Source organism: Halomonas sp. DN3, assembly GCF_024137905.1.
Classification (GTDB): Bacteria; Pseudomonadota; Gammaproteobacteria; order Pseudomonadales; family Halomonadaceae; genus Halomonas; species Halomonas litopenaei.
Window position 1 is genome coordinate 2,019,407 of record NZ_CP099965.1, and the last position, 22,118, is coordinate 2,041,524.

Annotated in this window: 11 protein-coding genes; 8 read left to right on the plus strand and 3 right to left on the minus strand. The window is 65.5% G+C overall.

Annotated features, from left to right (window positions below; all coding sequences use genetic code 11):
• Positions 1 to 69: 69 nt before the first annotated feature.
• Positions 70 to 690: a TetR/AcrR family transcriptional regulator gene (locus tag NKF27_RS08905; protein ID WP_124804465.1), complete on the minus strand. Its 621-nt coding sequence runs from the start codon at positions 688 to 690 to the stop codon at positions 70 to 72.
• A 128-nt stretch (positions 691 to 818) separates the two neighbouring features.
• Positions 819 to 1,286: a DUF3592 domain-containing protein gene (locus NKF27_RS08910; RefSeq protein WP_253556138.1), complete on the minus strand. Its 468-nt coding sequence runs from the start codon at positions 1,284 to 1,286 to the stop codon at positions 819 to 821.
• A gap of 135 nt (positions 1,287 to 1,421) precedes the next feature.
• Here NKF27_RS08910 and NKF27_RS08915 point away from each other — a divergent pair, with 135 nt between their 5' ends.
• A complete protein-coding gene (locus NKF27_RS08915; protein ID WP_253556140.1) occupies positions 1,422 to 1,883 on the plus strand; it encodes a TerB family tellurite resistance protein in 462 nt (153 codons plus the stop codon).
• 136 nt (positions 1,884 to 2,019) lie between these two features.
• Positions 2,020 to 3,261 carry an FAD-binding oxidoreductase gene (locus NKF27_RS08920; protein WP_253556141.1) on the plus strand — a complete coding sequence of 414 codons (1,242 nt, stop codon included), beginning with the start codon at positions 2,020 to 2,022 and terminating at the stop codon, positions 3,259 to 3,261.
• A 243-nt stretch (positions 3,262 to 3,504) separates the two neighbouring features.
• Here the strand turns inward: NKF27_RS08920 and NKF27_RS08925 are convergent, their stop codons facing one another.
• Complete coding sequence (locus NKF27_RS08925) at positions 3,505 to 4,047, minus strand: hypothetical protein (RefSeq protein WP_367399260.1); 543 nt, start codon at positions 4,045 to 4,047, stop codon at positions 3,505 to 3,507.
• A 261-nt stretch (positions 4,048 to 4,308) separates the two neighbouring features.
• Between NKF27_RS08925 and pyrC the strand changes: the two genes are divergently transcribed.
• From pyrC to NKF27_RS08955, 6 genes are all read left to right on the plus strand, one after another.
• Positions 4,309 to 5,349, plus strand: a complete 1,041-nt coding sequence (gene pyrC / locus NKF27_RS08930) for a dihydroorotase (protein ID WP_045993004.1) — start codon at positions 4,309 to 4,311, stop codon at positions 5,347 to 5,349.
• Between the two features lie 482 nt (positions 5,350 to 5,831).
• On the plus strand, positions 5,832 to 19,535 hold the full coding sequence (locus NKF27_RS08935; protein WP_253556142.1) for a VCBS domain-containing protein: 13,704 nt from the start codon (positions 5,832 to 5,834) through the stop codon (positions 19,533 to 19,535).
• Complete coding sequence (locus NKF27_RS08940) at positions 19,523 to 19,984, plus strand: hypothetical protein (RefSeq protein ID WP_253556143.1); 462 nt, start codon at positions 19,523 to 19,525, stop codon at positions 19,982 to 19,984. Before NKF27_RS08935 ends, NKF27_RS08940 begins: the two co-directional genes overlap by 13 nt.
• Positions 19,870 to 20,334, plus strand: a complete 465-nt coding sequence (locus NKF27_RS08945) for a hypothetical protein (RefSeq protein ID WP_253556144.1) — start codon at positions 19,870 to 19,872, stop codon at positions 20,332 to 20,334. Before NKF27_RS08940 ends, NKF27_RS08945 begins: the two co-directional genes overlap by 115 nt.
• Positions 20,335 to 20,543: 209 nt before the next feature.
• Entirely contained in the window at positions 20,544 to 21,134 is a 591-nt protein-coding gene (locus NKF27_RS08950; protein WP_253556145.1) for a VCBS domain-containing protein, read from the plus strand.
• 207 nt (positions 21,135 to 21,341) lie between these two features.
• A complete protein-coding gene (locus tag NKF27_RS08955) occupies positions 21,342 to 22,097 on the plus strand; it encodes a hypothetical protein (RefSeq protein ID WP_253556146.1) in 756 nt (251 codons plus the stop codon).
• Positions 22,098 to 22,118 lie beyond the last annotated feature (21 nt).

Below are 22,118 nucleotides of genomic sequence, written 5' to 3' on the forward strand. Positions count from 1 at the left end.
GGTTTTCTTGTAGGAAGCCCGCTAGAAGAGGTGCCCGAAGCGGGGTGGGGCGAGGAGTCAGCCCAATCTTCAAGTCGGTGCATGCCCCGCCAGAAAAAGCTCGGTTGCGTAGCGTGCGCGGTGGTCTCTGGCCTCCAGTGTCAGCGAGGGTGGGCGCCCGACCAGCGAATCGAGCATCCATTCCCCGAGCACCATGCCGGTAAACAAGCCGGCCGAGGTGCGCGGGTCCTTTACCACCAGCTTGCCGCGGGCATGCTGGTCGCGCAGGTACTCGGCCAGTTCACGGCGGGTACGATCCGGGCCGTGATCGAGAAACAGTGCTCCCAGCTCCGGGGCGCGCTCGGCCTCGGCGGCGATGCCACGAATCAGTCGGATGTTGGCGTTTGGCAGCGCCAGGTCGATCAGGTCTCGGGCAAGCTCCTCCAGCACCTCTTGCGGCGGACGCTCGCCGGCCTGTCCCAGTCGACACCAGACACTGGACGCCTGGGCTTCCAGGGCCGCGGTGAATAGCCCCTCCTTGTTGCCGAACAGCTTGTAGAGGGTGCTTAGCGAGCCGCCCGCGCGGGCGACGATGTCATTGACGCTGGCGCCGGCGTAGCCCTTGTCCAGGAATACCTCGCGGGCGGCGGCCAGCAGCCGCTGGCGGCGGGCCTCGCCCTTCGGTGTAGAGCATGAATCTGCGGACGTCATCGTGGCTTCCATCAATCCAGGAGGGGGCGATATCAGGCTGTCGGGACGATTGTAGTCTGCATTACACATTCATGTTTCAACGCCAGGATGTGCGGGGCTGGCGACAGCGAGTGGGCGTGAGGCGTGATTCAAGTCTTGAACGAGAACAGGGCAAAGGCGCCGAGGCTTGCCACCAGCAGGAAACCCGCCAGGCCGATGCGGCCCCAGGGCAGCGAGGCGTTGCCCACATGCATCAGCTCAGGCTTGCGCGGTGAGTAGCGCACACGCACGACGCTGCCTACGGGATAGTCGGCGATGTAGGCATCGGCGTCTTCCTGTCGGGCGAAGGAGGGAACGCCATCGAAGCCCGCGTTGTCGGATTGAATACGCCGACCGTCGATGGTGGCTTCGAAGCGCAGCAATGCCAGGTAACGCCTTTGCTGATCGTCTCGCTCGCGCTGGTGGCGCTGGGCTTCCGCCAGCCGGATCTCGGCGTGGGTCACGGTGGCCTCAGTGGTCGGCCAGCGGTTGACGTCGCGGACCTTGTACGCGCCGACGCCGGCGATGACGGCACCGATCAGAGCGGCGAGGGAGACGATCAGCAGCGGATGAGGCATGGTGGTATTCCAAATGAGCCCATGAATGTCGAGGGCGAAGCATGGGGCGCCGTCACGCGCGGTTCATGAGCCTCCTGGAAGGCGCAACTCCTGGAAAGCGCAACTCTTGGAAGGCGCAACAACGAGGAAAACACGATGACGATGATGGCGTCCCTGAAGCGTTGGATCAATGATGTGGCGCAGCAAGAAGATGCGTCGTCCAGGGGGGACCTGTCACTGGCCACGGCGGTGCTGCTGTGCGAGGTGATTCGTGCGGACTACCGCCTGGATGACAGCGAGATCCAGCTGATGCGCAGCCAGCTCAAGGAACAGTTCGAACTCGAGGACGAAGCGCTGGACGAGCTGATGACACTGGCTCGGGAAGAGGCCGAGGGAGCGGTGGATCATCACCGCTTCGTGCGTGAGTTGCGTGACCGCACCGGCTACCAAGATCGGGTAGCGCTGGTACAGCAGATGTGGGCGCTGGCGTTTGCCGACGGCGAGAAGGATGCCCTGGAGGAACACCGTATCCGCGCCCTGGCGGAGCTGTTGCACGTTAGCCACTCGGACTTCGTGCGCACCCGTATCGTCGAACAGAATCGCGCCGAGGGTGTGTAGCGAAAGTCTTGACGTTACAATAAGTTTTTCTGCATATGACGCCGTGGCCGCCATGGTTTTACTGGCGACGGGCGGCGTGTCCAGGTAATCACACGTCATCAGACGTTAGCAGGCGTTATAGGACAAGGAGGGAATGATGTCGCGCAAGATGGTGGTAGTGGGAGCCGGCATGGTCGGTGTGTCGGTGGCGTGGCATCTGAGGCGCCGTGGCCACCAGGTCACACTTGTCGACCGCCGTGAGCCCGGTCGCGAGACCTCCTACGGCAACGCCGGCATCATCCAGCGTGAGGCGGTGCGTCCCTATGCCTTCCCGCGCGATCTGGCGACCTTGTTGCGGGTGGTACCCAATCGCCAGATCGACATTCGCTATCGTCCGGGCGCGATGTTCGCAAGCGCCGGGACGCTGCTCAAGTACTGGCAGAACTCGGCGCCCGCCCGCTACGAACAGATCGTACCGGAGTACGCCTCGCTGATAGGCGGCTGCCTGGAGGCCCACTCGGCGATGATCGAGGCTTCCGGTGCCGACGCGCTGGTACGTCGCCAGGGCTGGCTCGAGGTCTATCGGAGCAGCAAGGCGTTGGGCGAGCGAGCGGCCCAGGCCGAGTTGGATGCCAAGCGCTTCGGCATCCGCTTCGACTACCTCGACAGCGAGGCGCTGTCGCGCCTTGAGCCGGGTCTGGAGTCCGGACTTGCCGGGGCGATCCACTGGCTCGATCCCTGGACGGTGGCAAGCCCGGGCGATCTGGTGGCCGCCTACGCCAAGTCATTTTCCGATGACGGCGGTGAGATCATCCAGGCGGACGTCACCGATGTGCGCCGGCAGGGCGATACCTGGCGCATCGACACTTCGGGCGACACCCTGGAGGCAGATGGGCTGGTGATGGCGTTAGGTCCCTGGTCACAGGACTGGATGAAGGCCCTGGGGCTGTCGATCCCGCTGTTCGTCAAGCGTGGCTACCATATGCACTATGGTCAGTCGAATGACGCCAGGCTGACCCACTGGGTGATGGACGCCGAGGTAGGCTATCTGCTGGCGCCCATGAGTAGCGGGATTCGCCTGACCACGGGGGCCGAGCTCGAGCGTCTTGATGCGCCGGCCCACCTGGAACAGCTGGAGGCAGCGGAGCAGCAGGCACGCAAGCTGTTTCCGCTGGGGCAGCGTCTCGAGCCCACGCCGTGGAAAGGCGCCAGACCCTGTACCCCGGACATGAAGCCGGTGATCGGTGGCGTACCCGGGCAGTCAGGCTTGTGGCTGGCCTGTGGCCACGGTCATCAGGGCTTCACCCTGGGCCCGGTGACCGGCAAGCTGCTGGCGCAGGTCATCGATGGCGAGCAGCCGGACATCGACATGGCGCCGTTCAGGGTGGACCGCTTCTGATCCCGCGCTGGCGCCGGCCCATGTCGGCAGTGCGTTAGCGCCGGCCCATGCCGGTAGTCCGGGGCCATGCCGCCTCTGCAAGGGGCGGTCTAGCGTGGTAGTCAGCGAGGGCGAAAGAGGTGGTGAAGCGGCGCGCAAGCTGCGTGCAAGCGCTGTTGTCGGCGGCGGCGGCGGCGGCGGGGCAGGTCAGGTTGGGGCCAGTCGGTGACCAGACATCGGCCCCCTCATGATCTGAGGCCTTTATCAGGCCTCGTCGGCGTCACGACGGTGAAGGTCGGAGGCTGAGTTACCGTCGTTCGAGGTATCGTTCAAGGTATCGCTCGCGCTATTGGTCGAGCTATCGGTCGAAAGAGCAGGCTCGGCGCCGGATGACCCGCGGCGATCGGCCAGGGCGCGTGCCAGCAGCTTGATCAGCAGCGTCACCAGGAACACCAGCCAGCTGGCCGTCGCCAGTACATTGAACAGCAGCATCTTCTGGGCGCCGCTCATCGGTGTAATCAGATGGTCGATGCCGATGGCCAGCAGAAATGCCAGGTTCAGCGGCAGGGCCAGGATGTGCATCCACATCTCCGTGCGCCGCTTGCGGACGTGGTAGCGGCCCAGCATCACCCGCACCGGGCGGTGAACGAAGCTCACCAGGATCATGCTGCTGAGCAGCAGCAGGGCGGCCAGGGCCGGCTCGGCGCTGCCGATATGCAGCGACACGCTGATCGACCAGTAAAGCATCAGCCACATCAGGCCTGCCAGGGTGGCGACGAGGTCGGCGTAGTGACGAACCTTGGGCATGTAACTCTCGCTAGGATGTTTCTGTAATAAGTCTGCGCGCGGCCAGAGGCCCTGGTACTCGTCGGCTCGTTGACGGCGCCCTTGACGACGTATCGCCCAGGACATCGATGGTAACGTGCCGCGACTCCTCGACGGTGCGGATCAGATCCGGGCGCATTTCCCTCGAATGATACGCGAAATCTCACCCCGTTTGGGCCATGAAACGTTGCCCTTTACGGTATACTGCGCCCGACCATGGATCACTCGACGACAGGATAACAAGTGACTGCGATTACCTTGACCCGGCCCGACGACTGGCACCTTCACCTGCGCGATGGCGTCGCTCTGGCCTCCGTGGTGGCCGATACCGCCCGCCAGATGGGCCGTGCGATCATCATGCCGAACCTAAAGCCGCCGGTGACCAATCTGGACCAGGCACTGGACTACCGCCAACGCATCCTGGCTGCCTTGCCTGCGGAAAGCCAGTTCGAACCGCTGATGACCCTCTATCTTACCGATCGCACCACTTCGGAAGACATCGAGACGGCCTGGGGCAGCGGCAAGGTGCAGGCGGTCAAGCTGTATCCGGCCGGGGCCACCACCAATTCCGACTCAGGCGTGACCGATCTGCGTCACTGCGAGGAAGCGGTAGCCACCATGGCACGGCTGGGGATGCCGTTGCTGGTGCATGGCGAGGTGACCGATCACGAGATCGACATCTTCGATCGCGAGGCGGTGTTCATCGAGCGGGTCATGAAGCCGCTGCTGTCCCGTCATCCTGACCTCAAGGTGGTGTTTGAGCATATTACCACCGCCGACGCGGCGCGCTTCGTGGCCGAGTCACCGTCGAATATCGGCGCGACCATCACCGCTCATCACCTGCTCTACAACCGCAACCATATGCTGGTAGGCGGGATTCGACCGCATTACTACTGCCTGCCGATCCTCAAGCGCGAGCGTCATCGGGAGGCGCTGATCGAGGCGGCGACCTCCGGCGACAAGAGCTTCTTCCTCGGCACCGACAGCGCGCCCCATGCCCGTCACGACAAGGAAAGTGACTGTGGCTGTGCCGGCGCCTATACCGCGCTGACGGCCATCGAGCTGTACGCCACCGCCTTTGAACAGGCCGGCGCGCTGGATCGGCTGGAAGGGTTCGCCAGTCACCACGGTCCCGACTTCTATGGCCTTCCGCGCAACAGCGACTCGATCACCCTGGACAAGGTCGAGTGGCAGGTACCGGCAGAACTGCCGTTTGGCGAAGGCAAGACGCTGGTGCCGTTGCGTGCCGGTGAAACCCTGGGCTGGAAGATGCGCCAGGACTGACAGACCTGATGCGATAACCTGATGCGATGATCTGACGTAGCGACCTCGAGCCGCGTCCTGGTACGCCGTCCTCATACTCGGATGAGATGTTCTGGACGGTAATCTGCATTAGCTAACCCTGATGATATGGCTCAGGGTTTCTTGACCACGAAAACGGCGCGCCCCAAAAGGGCGCGCCGTTTTCGTATCTGGCCCCTGGGCAGCGCCGAGGTGCGGGCCAGGGGAATGCCAGGGGAGGCGGCTCTGTATTGGAGGAGGGCTCAACAAGGACTGACGTGAAGCATCAAAGGGGTAGCGAAGAGGCATGGGAAAGTTGGGCCATTGGATTAGAGGTAGTTCATTGTCCTCTAGTACAGTATTGACCTATACCCCATGCATGTAATGTGCGCATAAGCACAGTTTTGTTGCTGCCGGACTAGGTTTGTCATCCCTTTGTTCACAAGGCCTAGGTCTGTCATCCAAAAAAAGAGAGACGCGCCCCTATGATCATCGCCATCGTCGTACAAGTTACCGGCCAAGCCTGGGCCAGAGATGCTGAAGGCAACCTGAGGCCCCTGGCCGAGGGCGACCGCCTGACTGAGGGCGAGGTGGTGATCACCGAAACCGGCGCTCGAGTGAACCTCGTGCAACCCGATGGCACCCGCCTGGCGCAGCTCGGCGGCGAGGTTGAGGTGGCGATTAGCGAGGCGATCAACGAGCAAGGGTCGGCCGATGACGAGGTGATAGAAGACGCCGAGGTCGCCAGGGTCCTGGCGCTGCTCGAAGAGGGCGAAGGAGATCTGCTCGAGGCGTTGGAAGCTCCTGCCGCTGGCGCTGCGGGGGGCGCCGGCGTCGAGGGCGGGCACGATTTCGTGCGTCTTTTGCGTATTGTCGAAGAAGTGTCGCCGCTGTCGTTCGAGTACGGCTATCAGCGCGAGGCCTACGACGTTCAGGAGCAGGATGGCGGGACCGCGGCCGATGAGGACGAGTCCGTCACCCTGACGGGGCTCGATGGGCCTGCGGGAGCAGCAGGCAGCGCCGATATCGGCTTTTCCTCTGCCGAACAGACCGTCAGTGAGGCAGGACTTCCTGGCGGTAGTGCATCAGGCACCGCCGCGACATCAGCGAGTGGCAGTTTTGGTGTATCCGCTCCCGATGGCCTGTCGTTCATTACCGTTGGCGGCAGTGGTCCGATCAGCTTGGATCGGCTCAATGGCCTGTCCGGCAATCCGCTGACCATCGAGACGCCCTTGGGCAGCCTGACGCTGACAAGCTATAGCGGCGATGACACCGGTGGTAGCGTTGCCTACACCTACGATCTGACCGACAACGTCGACAATGATAGCGTCGATGGCGCAACCGACGATGGCGTGGTCGACAGCATCGAGATTAGTGCTGTCGACAGCGATGGCAGTACCACCAGTGGCACTCTGGATATCGCGATTCTCGACGATGCGCCCGAGGCGGTGGATGATGCCACCACGACCGGCGAGGACACAGCGGTCACCTACAACGTGCTGGTCAATACCGACGGCACCAGCGATGTTCAGGGCGCTGATGGTGCCAGTGTCACCGACGCCACCCTGCGTGATCCGAGCCAGGGCAGTGTGAGCTTCGACAGCGACACCGGTGAGGTGACCTTCACCCCGGCGGCGGGCTTCGAGGGCGACGCGGTCATCGACTACACCATCACCGACGCCGATGGCGACACCAGCGACGCGGTGTTCACCGTCACCGTGGCGGCGGACTCCATGCCCACCGTCAGCGTGCCGGACGATTCCCCCGAGTCCGAGGGCGGTCAGTTCAGCGTCAGCGAAGCCGGATTGCCGGGCGGTAGCGCGGCAGGCGACGGCAGCCAGACCACCGGCGGCAGTCTGCCGATTACCACCGGCGGCGACAGCCTGGCCTCGCTGGTGATCAACGGCCAGAACGTGACGGGCGGCGGCACGGTCGAAGGCGACTACGGCACCCTGAGTGTCAGTGTCTCTGACGGCGAGTACAGCTGGAGCTACACCCTGGACGGCAGCACCCAGGATCACACCAGCCAGGGCACCGGCAGCGACGATCTGGCGGATCAGTTCGCCATCGTCGTTACCGACAGCGATGGCGACGAGGCCTCGACCAGTCTGACCATCGACGTCAACGACGATGTGCCTGTGGCCGTGGATGACGCCGCCAACACTGGTGAAGACACCCCCGTCACCTACAACGTCCTGGTCAATACAGACGGCACCAGCGACACCCAGGGCGTGGACGGTGCCAGTGTCAGCGACGCCACCCTGCGCAATCCGAGCCAGGGCAGCGTGTCCTTCGATAGCGACACCGGTGAGGTGACCTTCACCCCGGCGGCAGGCTTCGAGGGCGATGCGGTCATCGACTACACCATCCGCGACGCCGATGGCGACACCAGCGACGCGGTGTTCACCGTGACGGTGGCGGCGGACTCCACGCCCACCGTCAGCGTGCCGGACGATTCCCCCGAGTCCGAGGGCGGTCAGTTCAGCGTCAGCGAAGCCGGATTGCCGGGCGGTAGCGCGGCAGGCGACGGCAGCCAGTCCACCGGCGGTAGTCTGCCGATCACCACCGGCGGCGACAGCCTGGCCTCGTTGGTCATCAACGGCCAGAACGTGACGGGCGGCGGCACGGTCGAAGGCGACTACGGCACCCTGAGCGTCAGTGTCTCTGACGGCGAGTACAGCTGGAGCTACACCCTGGACGGCAGCACCCAGGATCACACCAGCCAGGGCACCGGCAGCGACGACCTGGCGGATCAGTTCGCCATCGTCGTTACCGACAGCGATGGCGACGAGGCCTCGGCCCGTCTGACCATCGACGTCAACGACGATGTGCCCGTGGCCGTGGATGACGCCACCAACACCGGCGAAGACACCCCCGTCACCTACAACGTCCTGGTCAATACAGACGGCACCAGCGACACCCAGGGCGTGGACGGTGCCAGTGTCAGCGACGCCACCCTGCGTGATTCGAGCCAGGGCAGCGTGAGCTTCGACAGCGACACCGGTGAGGTGACCTTCACCCCGGCGGCAGGTTTCGAGGGCGATGCGGTCATCGACTACACCATCACCGATGCCGATGGTGACACCAGCGACGCGGTGTTCACCGTGACGGTGGCGGCGGACTCCACGCCCACCGTCAGCGTGCCGGACGAATCCCCCGATGCCGAAGGTGGTCAGTTCAGCGTCAGCGAAGCCGGACTGCCTGGCGGCAGCGCGGCGGGCGACGGCAGCCAGACCACCGGCGGCAGTCTGCCGATCACCACAGGCGGCGACAGCCTGGCCTCGTTGGTCATCAACGGCCAGAACGTGACGGGCGGCGGCACGGTCGAAGGCGACTACGGCACCCTGAGCGTCAGTGTCTCTGACGGCGAGTACAGCTGGAGCTACACCCTGGATGGCAGCACCCAGGATCACACCAGCCAGGGCACCGGCAGCGACGACCTGGCGGATCAGTTCGCCATTGTCGTTACCGACAGCGATGGCGACGAGGCCTCGGCCCGTCTGACCATCGATGTCAACGACGATGTGCCCGTGGCCGTGGATGACGCCACCAACACCGGCGAAGACACCCCCGTCACCTACAACGTGCTGGCGAACGACACCCAGGGCGTGGACGGTGCCAGTGTCACCGACGCCACCTTGCGTGATTCGAGCCAGGGCCGCGTGTCCTTCGACAGCGACACCGGTGAGGTGACCTTCACCCCGGCGGCGGGCTTCGAAGGCGATGCGGTCATCGACTACACCATTCGCGATGCCGATGGCGACACCAGCGACGCGGTGTTCACCGTGACGGTGGCGGCGGACTCCACGCCCACCGTCAGCGTGCCGGACGAATCCCCCGATGCCGAAGGTGGTCAGTTCAGCGTCAGCGAAGCCGGACTGCCGGGCGGTAGCGCGGCGGGCGACGGCAGCCAGTCCACCGGCGGTAGTCTGCCGATCACCACCGGCGGCGACAGCCTGGCCTCGTTGGTGATCAACGGCCAGAACGTGACGGGCGGCGGCACGGTGGAAGCCGACTACGGCACCCTGAGCGTCAGTGTCTCTGACGGGGAGTACAGCTGGAGCTACACCCTGGACGGCAGCACCCAGGACCACACCAGCCAGGGCACCGGCAGCGACGACCTGGCGGATCTGTTCGCCATTGTCGTTACCGACAGCGATGGCGATACAGCACAGACCAGCCTGACCATCGACGTCAACGACGATGTGCCGAAGGCACGTGATGACAGCGACACCATTGCCGAGGAGACCGCGTCGATCACCGGCAATGTGCTGGGCAACGACACCATTGGCGCCGACACCACCGAGGCTGATCCGGCCAGCGTAGCACTGGACGCCCCGACAGGCGCCGGCGAGTACGGCACGCTGACGCTCAACAGCGACGGCAGTTACACCTACCAGCTCGACAACGATGATCCGCGGGTGCAGGCACTCAACGGCGAAGAGAAACTCACTGAGACCTTTGCCTACACCCTGACCGACGCCGATGGGGACACCTCACCGGCGACGCTGACCATCACCGTGACCGGCACCGACGACGGCGTCAGCCTCTCTGGCCTGGCGAGCGAAGGCAGCGACGTTTCTGTCAGCGAAGCGAATCTGGAAGAGGGTTCCGCGGCGGATGCTGCGGCACTCACCCAGCCCGGTAATTTCAGCTTTACCAGCGCCGATGGCGTGGCCAGCGTGCAGGTGGGTAATCAGTCGCTGACCCTGGCCCAGCTGCAGGGGCTGTCCGCCGATAGCCCGGTGGTGGTCGATACCGAATACGGCAGCCTTAGCCTGACCGGCTTTACACCGGCAGATAGTGCCAACCCGGCCGCCGGCGGCAGCGTGAGCTACAGCTACACCCTGGACACCCGCGTCGACAATGACAGCCAGGCTGACGCCACGGATGCCGGCTTCACCGAGACGGTGGCCCTGGTGGTCACCGACGATGACGGCAGTGCGGCCAACGGCAGCCTCAGCATCGCCATCGCCGACGATAGCCCGTCAGCGAGTAACGACAGCGACACCATTGCCGAGGAGACCGCTTCCGTTTCCGGCAATGTGCTGGGCAACGACACCACCGGCGCCGACACCACCGATGCCGATTCGGCCAGCGTGGCGCTGGACGCGCCGACAGGCGCCGGCCATTACGGCACGCTGACGCTCAACAGCGACGGCAGCTACACCTACCAGCTCGACAACGACGATCCGCGAGTGCAGGCACTCAGCGGCAAGGAAACCCTCACCGAGACCTTTGCCTACACCCTGACTGACGCCGATGGGGACACCTCACCGGCGACGCTGACCATCACCGTGACCGGCACTGACGACGGCGTCAGCCTCTCTGGCCTGGCGAGCGAAGGCAGCGACGTTTCTGTCAGCGAAGCGAATCTGGAAGAGGGCTCCGCGGCGGATGCTGTGGCTCTGACCCAGCCTGGCAACTTTACGTTCGCCAGCGTTGATGGCGTGGCCAGCGTACAGGTGGGCAACCAGTCGTTGACCCTGGCCCAGCTGCAGGGTCTGACCGCCGATAGCCCGGTGGTGGTCGATACCGAATACGGCAGCCTTAGCCTGACCGGCTTTACACCGGCAGATAGTGCCAACCCGGCCGCCGGCGGCACCGTGAGCTACAGCTACAGCCTGGACACCCGCGTCGACAACGACAGCCAGGCTGACGCCACGGATGCCGGCTTCACCGAAACGGTGGGCCTGGTGGTCACCGACGATGACGGCAGTGCGGCCAACGGCAGCCTCAGCATCGCCATTGCCGACGACAGTCCGTCCGCGAGTAATGACAGCGACACCATTACCGAAGAGACCGCCACGGTCACCGGCAATGTGCTGTCCAACGACACCACCGGCGCCGACACCACTGATGCCGATCCGGCCAGCGTTGCACTGGACGCCCCGACGGGCGCCGGCCAGTACGGCACCCTGACGCTCAACAGCGACGGCAGCTACACCTACCAGCTCGACAACGACGATCCGCGAGTGCAGGCACTCAGCGGCAAGGAAACCCTCACCGAGACCTTTGCCTACACCCTGACTGACGCCGATGGGGACACCTCACCGGCGACGCTGACCATCACCGTGACCGGCACTGACGACGGCGTCAGCCTCTCTGGCCTGGCGAGCGAAGGCAGCGACGTTTCTGTCAGCGAAGCGAATCTGGAAGAGGGCTCCGCGGCGGATGCTGCGGCTCTGACCCAGCCTGGCAACTTTACGTTCGCCAGCGTTGATGGCGTGGCCAGCGTACAGGTGGGCAACCAGTCGTTGACCCTGGCCCAGCTGCAGGGTCTGTCCGCCGATAGCCCGGTGGTGGTCGATACCGAATACGGCAGCCTTAGCCTGACCGGCTTTACACCGTCGGATAGTGCCAACCCGGCCGCCGGCGGCACCGTGAGCTACAGCTACACGCTGGACACCCGCGTCGACAACGACAGCCAGGCTGACGCCACGGATGCTGGCTTCACCGAAACGGTGGCCCTGGTGGTCACCGACGATGACGGCAGTGCGGCCAACGGCAGCCTCAGCATCGCGATCGCTGATGATAGCCCGTCGGCGAGTAACGACAGCGACACCATTGCCGAGGAGACCGCTTCTGTTTCCGGCAATGTGCTGTCCAACGACACCACCGGCGCCGATTCCACCGAGGCCGATCCGGCCAGCGTAGCGCTGGACGCGCCGACGGGCGCCGGTGAGTACGGCACGCTGACGCTCAACAGCGACGGCAGCTACACCTACCAGCTCGATAACGACGATCCGCGGGTGCAGGCGCTTAGCGGCAAGGAGACCCTGACTGAGACCTTTGCCTACACCCTGACCGACGCCGACGGGGACACCTCACCGTCGACGCTGACCATCACCGTGACCGGTACCGACGACGGCGTCAGCCTCTCGGGGCTGGCGAGCGAGGGCAGCGACGTAGCAGTCAGCGAAGCGAATCTTGCTGGTGGCAGCGATGCCGACAGCAGCGCACTGACCCAGCCTGGCAGTTTCACCTTTACCAGCGCCGATGGCGTGGCCAGCGTGCAGGTGGGCAACCAGTCGCTGACCCTGGCCCAGCTGCAAGGCCTGACCGCCGATAGCCCGGTGGTGGTCGATACCGAATACGGCAGCCTTAGCCTGACCGGCTTTACACCGTCGGATAGTGCCAACCCGGCCGCCGGCGGCAGCGTGAGCTACAGCTACACGCTGGACACCCGCGTCGACAATGACAGCCAGGCTGACGCCACGGATGCTGGCTTCACCGAGACGGTGGCCCTGGTGGTCACCGACGACAACGACAGTGCGGCCAACGGTAGTCTCAGCATTGCGATCGCCGATGACGGCCCGACCATCGAGTTTGTCGAAGCGCCTGCCAGCGTGGTCGAAGGCCAGGAAGTCGAGGGCACCTGGACCACCGACGCCGGTGCCGATGGGGCCACCGTCAGCGTGACAGCGGCAGGCGAAACCAAACCGCTGGGCGATGGCGAGAGTGTCAGCTTCAAGCTCGCCGAAGGCACCCTGACCGTCACTGGTGACGGCAACTGGACCTTCGAGGCCAAGGACAACCTCGACCAGGCCAACAGTCCGTCGATCGACTTCACCATCACCACCGAAGACAGCGATGGCGATACCGCCACCGATAGCCACACCGTCACCATTACCGACGGCAGCGGCCCGAGCGTTTCGGTCACCGACAGTGATCCGGCCTCGACTCAGGCCAGCCTGGTACTGGATGACGCCGAGACCGAAGGCGCCGTCTCGGATACCGACGTGGCGAGCCTGACCTTTACCGCCGGCAGCGACGCCATCACCTCGATCGGCTTTGGCAATATCGGTGCCGATGACAGCGTCACGGGCATCAGCGTCCAGGGCCTGGCGGCTGGTGAGTCCTTGGTCTGGAGCGCAAACGACGCCGGTGAGCTGGAAGGGCGTGTGGAGGGTGACGGCAATGCCGTGATCACGCTGACGCTGAGTCCGGCGGTTGACGTGGATAATCCGATCGCTGCTGGGACTCAGCAGGTGGTCACCGTGACCGCGACCCTGGCCGAGAGCCTGGCCCACGCGGTCGACGCCGATAGCCTGTCGATCACCGGCATCAGCGTGGTCGGCACCGACACCGACGGCACCAGTACCGAGGCGAGCGTCTCGGTCAGCGTGGCCGACGATCAGCCGACCCTCGAGATCGCCGATACCGCCGAGACCGTGGTCGAAGGCCAGAGCGCCAACGGCACCTGGACCACCGACGCCGGTGCCGATGGTGCCACGGTGACCGTGACCGCCGGCGGCATCGACAAGGTGCTGGGCGACGGTGCTACCGATACCGTGACCTTCGATCTTGATGAAGGCACCCTGACCGTCGGTCGCGACGGTACCTGGACCTTTGACGCCAACGACAACCAGGTACAGAACAGCGCCGGTAGTCCGTCGATCGACTTCACCATCGCCACCGAAGACAGTGATGGCGACACCGCCACCGACAGCCACACCGTCACCATCACCGACGGCACCGGCCCGAGTGTCAGCGTCACCGGCAGCGACCCGGCCTCGACCCTGGCCAGCCTGGCACTGGATGACGCCGAGACCGAAGGCGCGGCGACCGACAGCGACGTGGCCAGCCTGACCTTTACCGCCGGCAGCGACGCCATCACCTCGATCGCCTTTGGCGACACCGCCGACATCAGCGTCACCGGCCTGGATGGCGAGCTGATCTGGAGCACCAACGACGCCGGTGAGCTGGAAGGCCGCACCGAGGCCGGCGGTGACGCCGTCCTGACTCTGACCCTGAGCTCTTCTGGTCCTGTGGCCGCGGGCGAGGAGCAGGTCGTCACCGTGACCGCGACCCTGGCCGAGAGTCTGGCCCACGCGGTCGACGCCGATAGCCTGTCGATCACCGGCATCAGCGTGGTCGGCACCGATACCGACGGCACCAGTACCGAGGCGGGTGTCTCGGTCAGCGTGGCCGACGATCAGCCGACCCTCGAGATCGCGGATACCGCCGAGACTGTGGTCGAAGGCCAGAGCGCCAACGGCACCTGGACCACCGACGCCGGTGCCGATGGTGCCACGGTGACCGTGACCGCCGGCGGCATCGACAAGGTGCTGGGCGACGGTGCTACCGATACCGTGACCTTCGATCTTGATGAAGGCACTCTGACCGTCGGTCGCGACGGCACCTGGACCTTTGACGCCAACGACAACCAGGTACAGAACAGCGCCGGTAGTCCGTCGATCGACTTCACCATCGCCACCGAAGACAGCGATGGCGACACCGCCACCGACAGCCACAGCGTCACCATCACCGATGGCACCGGCCCGAGCGTTTCGGTCACCGGCAGCGATCCGGCCAGCAGCAATGCGTCCGTTTCCCTGCAGGATGCCGACACCGAAGGCACCGCCTCGGACACCGACGTTGCCAGTCTGACCTTTACCGCCGGCAGCGACGCCATCACCTCGATCGGCTTTGGTGACACCGCCGACATCAGCGTCACCGGCCTGGATGGCGAACTGATCTGGAGCACCAACAACGCCGGTGCACTGGAAGGCCGCACCGAGGCCGGCGGCGACGCTGTCCTGACCTTGACCCTGAGCTCTTCTGGTCCTGTGGCCGCGGGCGAGGAGCAGGTTGTCACCGTGACGGCGACCCTGGCCGAGAGCCTGGCCCACGCGGTCGACGCCGATAGCCTGTCGATCACCGGCATCAGCGTGGTCGGCACCGATACCGACGGCACCAGTACCGAGGCGGGTGTCTCGGTCAGCGTGGCCGACGATCAGCCGACCCTCGAGATCGCGGATACCGCCGAGACTGTGGTCGAAGGCCAGAGCGCCAACGGCACCTGGACCACCGACGCCGGTGCCGATGGTGCCACGGTGACCGTGACCGCCGGCGGCATCGACAAGGTGCTGGGCGACGGTGCTACCGATACCGTGACCTTCGATCTTGATGAAGGCACCCTGACCGTCACTGGCGATGGCAGCTGGACCTTCGAGGCCAAGGACAACCTTGACCAGGGCAACAGCCCGTCGATCGACTTCACCATCGCCACCGAAGACAGCGATGGCGACACCGCCACCGACAGCCACACTGTCACCATTACCGACGGTAGCGGCCCGAGCGTTTCGGTCACCGGCAGCGACCCGGCCTCGACCCAGGCCAGCCTGGCGCTGGATGACGCCGAGACCGAAGGGGCTGCGTCGGATACCGACGTAGCCAGCCTGACCTTTACCGCCGGCAGCGACGCCATCACCTCGATCGCTTTTGGTGACACCGCCGACATCAGCGTCACCGGCCTGGATGGCGAGCTGATCTGGAGCACCAACGACGCCGGTGAGCTGGAAGGCCGCACCGAGGCCGGCGGTGACGCCGTCCTGACTCTGACCCTGAGCTCTTCTGGTCCTGTGGCCGCGGGCGAGGAGCAGGTCGTCACCGTGACGGCGACCCTGGCCGAGAGTCTGGCCCACGCGGTCGACGCCGATAGCCTGTCGATCACCGGCATCAGCGTGGTCGGCACCGACACCGACGGCACCAGTACCGAGGCGGGTGTCTCGGTCAGCGTGGCCGACGATCAGCCGACCCTCGAGATCGCGGATACCGCCGAGACTGTGGTCGAAGGCCAGAGCGCCAACGGCACCTGGACCACCGACGCCGGTGCCGATGGTGCCACGGTGACCGTGACCGCCGGCGGCATCGACAAGGTGCTGGGCGACGGTGCTACCGATACCGTGACCTTCGATCTTGATGAAGGCACCCTGACCGTCACTGGCGATGGCAGCTGGACCTTCGAGGCCAAGGACAACCTTGACCAGGGCAACAGCCCGTCGATCGACTTCACCATCGCCACCGAAGACAGTGATGGCGACACCGCCACCGACAGCCACACCGTCACCATCACCGACGGTAGCGGCCCGAGTGTCAGCGTCACCGGCAGCGACCCGGCCTCGACCCTGGCCAGCCTGGCACTGGATGACGCCGAGACCGAAGGCGCGGCGACCGACAGCGACGTGGCCAGCCTGACCTTTACCGCCGGCAGCGACGCCATCACCTCGATCGCTTTTGGTGACACCGCCGACATCAGCGTCACCGGCCTGGATGGCGAGCTGATCTGGAGCACCAACGACGCCGGTGAGCTGGAAGGCCGCACCGAGGCCGGCGGTGACGCCGTCCTGACCTTGACCCTGAGCTCTTCTGGTCCTGTGGCCGCGGGCGAGGAGCAGGTTGTCACCGTGACCGCGACCCTGGCCGAGAGTCTGGCCCACGTGGTCGACGCCGATAGCCTGTCGATCACCGGCATCAGCGTGGTCGGCACCGATACCGACGGCACCAGTACCGAGGCGGGTGTCTCGGTCAGCGTGGCCGACGATCAGCCGACCCTCGAGATCGCGGATACCGCCGAGACTGTGGTCGAAGGCCAGAGCGCCAACGGCACCTGGACCACCGACGCCGGTGCCGATGGTGCCACGGTGACCGTGACCGCCGGCGGCATCGACAAGGTGCTGGGCGACGGTGCTACCGATACCGTGACCTTCGATCTTGATGAAGGCACTCTGACCGTCGGTCGCGACGGCACCTGGACCTTTGACGCCAACGACAACCAGGTACAGAACAGCGCCGGTAGTCCGTCGATCGACTTCACCATCGCCACCGAAGACAGCGATGGCGACACCGCCACCGACAGCCACAGCGTCACCATCACCGATGGCACCGGCCCGAGCGTTTCGGTCACCGGCAGCGATCCGGCCAGCAGCAATGCGTCCGTTTCCCTGCAGGATGCCGACACCGAAGGCACCGCCTCGGACACCGACGTTGCCAGTCTGACCTTTACCGCCGGCAGCGACGCCATCACCTCGATCGGCTTTGGTGACACCGCCGACATCAGCGTCACCGGCCTGGATGGCGAACTGATCTGGAGCACCAACAACGCCGGTGCACTGGAAGGCCGCACCGAGGCCGGCGGCGACGCTGTCCTGACCTTGACCCTGAGCTCTTCTGGTCCTGTGGCCGCGGGCGAGGAGCAGGTTGTCACCGTGACGGCGACCCTGGCCGAGAGCCTGGCCCACGCGGTCGACGCCGATAGCCTGTCGATCACCGGCATCAGCGTGGTCGGCACCGACACCGACGGCACCAGTACCGAGGCGAGCGTCTCGGTCAGCGTGGCCGACGATCAGCCGACCCTCGAGATCGCGGATACCGCCGAGACTGTGGTCGAAGGCCAGAGCGCCAACGGCACCTGGACCACCGACGCCGGTGCCGATGGGGCGACCGTCAGTGTGACGGTGGCAGGCGAGACCAAGCCGCTGGGTGATGCCAGTGATGCAACGGTCAGCTTCACCACCGACGAAGGCACTCTGACCGTCGGTCGCGACGGCACCTGGACCTTCGAGGCCAACGACAACCAGGTACAGAACAGCGCCGGTAGTCCGTCGATCGACTTCACCATCGCCACCGAAGACAGCGATGGCGACACCGCCACCGACAGCCACAGCGTCACCATCACCGATGGCACCGGCCCGAGCGTTTCGGTCACCGGCAGCGATCCGGCCAGCAGCAATGCGTCCGTTTCCCTGCAGGATGCCGACACCGAAGGCACCGCCTCGGACACCGACGTTGCCAGTCTGACCTTTACCGCCGGCAGCGACGCCATCACCTCGATCGGCTTTGGTGACACCGCCGACATCAGCGTCACCGGCCTGGATGGCGAGCTGATCTGGAGCACCAACGACGCCGGTGAGCTGGAAGGCCGCACCGAGGCCGGCGGTGACGCCGTCCTGACTCTGACCCTGAGCTCTTCTGGTCCTGTGGCCGCGGGCGAGGAGCAGGTCGTCACCGTGACCGCGACCCTGGCCGAGAGTCTGGCCCACGCGGTCGACGCCGATAGCCTGTCGATCACCGGCATCAGCGTGGTCGGCACCGATACCGACGGCACCAGTACCGAGGCGGGTGTCTCGGTCAGCGTGGCCGACGATCAGCCGACCCTCGAGATCGCGGATACCGCCGAGACTGTGGTCGAAGGCCAGAGCGCCAACGGCACCTGGACCACCGACGCCGGTGCCGATGGTGCCACGGTGACCGTGACCGCCGGCGGCATCGACAAGGTGCTGGGCGACGGTGCTACCGATACCGTGACCTTCGATCTTGATGAAGGCACCCTGACCGTCACTGGCGATGGCAGCTGGACCTTCGAGGCCAAGGACAACCTTGACCAGGGCAACAGCCCGTCGATCGACTTCACCATCGCCACCGAAGACAGCGATGGCGACACCGCCACCGACAGCCACACCGTCACCATTACCGACGGTAGCGGCCCGAGCGTTTCGGTCACCGGCAGCGACCCGGCCTCGACCCAGGCCAGCCTGGCGCTGGATGACGCCGAGACCGAAGGGGCTGCGTCGGATACCGACGTAGCCAGCCTGACCTTTACCGCCGGCAGCGACGCCATCACCTCGATCGGTTTTGGTGACACCGCCGACATCAGCGTCACCGGCCTGGATGGCGAGCTGATCTGGAGTACCAACAACGCCGGTGAGCTGGAAGGCCGCACAGAGGCAGGTGGTGACGCCGTCCTGACTCTGACCCTGAGTCCGGCGGTTGACGCGAACAACCCGATCACTGCCGGTACTCAGCAGGTCGTCACCGTGACCGCGACCCTGGCCGAGAGTCTGGCCCACGCGGTCGACGCCGATAGCCTGTCGATCACCGGTATCAGCGTGGTCGGCACCGATACCGACGGCACCAGTACCGAGACGAGCGTCTCGGTCAGCGTGGCCGACGATCAGCCGACCCTCGAGATCGCGGATACCGCCGAGACCGTGGTCGAAGGCCAGAGTGCCAATGGCACCTGGACCACCGACGCCGGTGCCGATGGCGCTACCGTCAGTGTGACGGTGGCAGGCGAGACCAAGCCGCTGGGTGATGCCAGTGATGCAACGGTCAGCTTTACCACCGACGAAGGCACCCTGACCGTCGGTCGTGACGGCAGCTGGACCTTCGAGGCCAACGACAACCAGGTGCAGAACAGCGCCGGTAGCCCGTCGATCGACTTCACCATCGCCACCGAAGACAGCGATGGCGACACCGCCACCGACAGCCACACTGTCACCATTACCGACGGTAGCGGCCCGAGCGTTTCGGTCACCGGCAGCGACCCGGCCTCGACCCTGGCCAGCCTGGCGCTGGATGACGCCGAGACCGAAGGCGCGCGGATACCGACGTGGCCAGCCTGACCTTTACCGCCGGCAGCGACGCCATCACCTCGATCGGTTTTGGTGACACCGCCGACATCAGCGTCACCGGCCTGGATGGCGAGCTGATCTGGAGCACCAACGACGCCGGTGAGCTGGAAGGCCGCACCGAGGCCGGCGGTGACGCCGTCCTGACTCTGACCCTGAGCTCTTCTGGTCCTGTGGCCGCGGGCGAGGAGCAGGTCGTCACCGTGACCGCGACCCTGGCCGAGAGTCTGGCCCACGTGGTCGACGCCGATAGCCTGTCGATCACCGGCATCAGCGTGGTCGGCACCGATACCGACGGCACCAGTACCGAGGCGGTGTCTCGGTCAGCGTGGCCGACGATCAGCCGACCCTCGAGATCGCGGATACCGCCGAGACTGTGGTCGAAGGCCAGAGCGCCAACGGCACCTGGACCACCGACGCCGGTGCCGATGGTGCCACGGTGACCGTGACCGCCGGCGGCATCGACAAGGTGCTGGGCGACGGTGCTACCGATACCGTGACCTTCGATCTTGATGAAGGCACTCTGACCGTCGGTCGCGACGGCACCTGGACCTTTGACGCCAACGACAACCAGGTACAGAACAGCGCCGGTAGTCCGTCGATCGACTTCACCATCGCCACCGAAGACAGCGATGGCGACACCGCCACCGACAGCCACAGCGTCACCATCACCGATGGCACCGGCCCGAGCGTTTCGGTCACCGGCAGCGATCCGGCCAGCAGCAATGCGTCCGTTTCCCTGCAGGATGCCGACACCGAAGGCACCGCCTCGGACACCGACGTGCCAGTCTGACCTTTACCGCCGGCAGCGACGCCATCACCTCGATCGGCTTTGGTGACACCGCCGACATCAGCGTCACCGGCCTGGATGGCGAACTGATCTGGAGCACCAACAACGCCGGTGCACTGGAAGGCCGCACCGAGGCCGGCGGCGACGCTGTCCTGACCTTGACCCTGAGCTCTTCTGGTCCTGTGGCCGCGGGCGAGGAGCAGGTTGTCACCGTGACGGCGACCCTGGCCGAGAGCCTGGCCCACGCGGTCGACGCCGATAGCCTGTCGATCACCGGCATCAGCGTGGTCGGCACCGATACCGACGGCACCAGTACCGAGGCGAGCGTCTCGGTCAGCGTGGCCGACGATCAGCCGACCCTCGAGATCGCGGATACCGCCGAGACTGTGGTCGAAGGCCAGAGCGCCAACGGCACCTGGACCACCGACGCCGGTGCCGATGGGGCGACCGTCAGTGTGACGGTGGCAGGCGAGACCAAGCCGCTGGGTGATGCCAGTGATGCAACGGTCAGCTTCACCACCGACGAAGGCACTCTGACCGTCGGTCGCGACGGCACCTGGACCTTCGAGGCCAACGACAACCAGGTACAGAACAGCGCCGGTAGTCCGTCGATCGACTTCACCATCGCCACCGAAGACAGCGATGGCGACACCGCCACCGACAGCCACACCGTCACCATCACCGATGGCACCGGCCCGAGCGTTTCGGTCACCGGCAGCGATCCGGCCAGCAGCAATGCGTCCGTTTCCCTGCAGGATGCCGACACCGAAGGCACCGCCTCGGACACCGACGTGCCAGCCTGACCTTTACCGCCGGCAGCGACGCCATCACCTCGATCGCTTTGGTGACACCGCCGACATCAGCGTCACCGGCCTGATGGCGAGCTGATCTGGAGCACCAACGACGCCGGTGAGCTGGAAGGCCGCACCGAGGCCGGCGGTGACGCCGTCCTGACTCTGACCCTGAGCTCTTCTGGTCCTGTGGCCGCGGGCGAGGAGCAGGTCGTCACCGTGACGGCGACCCTGGCCGAGAGTCTGGCCCACGCGGTCGACGCCGATAGCCTGTCGATCACCGGCATCAGCGTGGTCGGCACCGACACCGACGGCACCAGTACCGAGGCGGGTGTCTCGGTCAGCGTGGCCGACGATCAGCCGACCCTCGAGATCGCGGATACCGCCGAGACTGTGGTCGAAGGCCAGAGCGCCAACGGCACCTGGACCACCGACGCCGGTGCCGATGGTGCCACGGTGACCGTGACCGCCGGCGGCATCGACAAGGTGCTGGGCGACGGTGCTACCGATACCGTGACCTTCGATCTTGATGAAGGCACCCTGACCGTCACTGGCGATGGCAGCTGGACCTTCGAGGCCAAGGACAACCTTGACCAGGGCAACAGCCCGTCGATCGACTTCACCATCGCCACCGAAGACAGCGATGGCGACACCGCCACCGACAGCCACACCGTCACCATTACCGACGGTAGCGGCCCGAGCGTTCGGTCACCGGCAGCGACCCGGCCTCGACCCAGGCCAGCCTGGCACTGGATGACGCCGAGACCGAAGGGGCGCGGATACCGACGTAGCCAGCCTGACCTTTACCGCCGGCAGCGACGCCATCACCTCGATCGTTTTGGTGACACCGCCGACATCAGCGTCACCGGCCTGGATGGCGAGCTGATCTGGAGTACCAACAACGCCGGTGAGCTGGAAGGCCGCACAGAGGCAGGCGGTGACGCCGTCCTGACTGACCCTGAGTCCGGCGGTTGACGGCCGCTGCGGTACTCAGCA

Excerpts from the sequence above, each read along its gene's own strand:
- NKF27_RS08935 (WP_253556142.1), top strand. The coding sequence starts at position 5,832 with ATGATCATCGCCATCGTCGTACAAGTTACCGGCCAAGCCTGGGCCAGA.
- NKF27_RS08915 (WP_253556140.1), top strand. The coding sequence starts at position 1,422 with ATGACGATGATGGCGTCCCTGAAGCGTTGGATCAATGATGTGGCGCAG.
- NKF27_RS08910 (WP_253556138.1), bottom strand. The coding sequence starts at position 1,286 with ATGCCTCATCCGCTGCTGATCGTCTCCCTCGCCGCTCTGATCGGTGCC.
- NKF27_RS08925 (WP_367399260.1), bottom strand. The coding sequence starts at position 4,047 with ATGCCCAAGGTTCGTCACTACGCCGACCTCGTCGCCACCCTGGCAGGC.
- NKF27_RS08920 (WP_253556141.1), top strand. The coding sequence starts at position 2,020 with ATGTCGCGCAAGATGGTGGTAGTGGGAGCCGGCATGGTCGGTGTGTCG.
- NKF27_RS08905 (WP_124804465.1), bottom strand. The coding sequence starts at position 690 with ATGACGTCCGCAGATTCATGCTCTACACCGAAGGGCGAGGCCCGCCGC.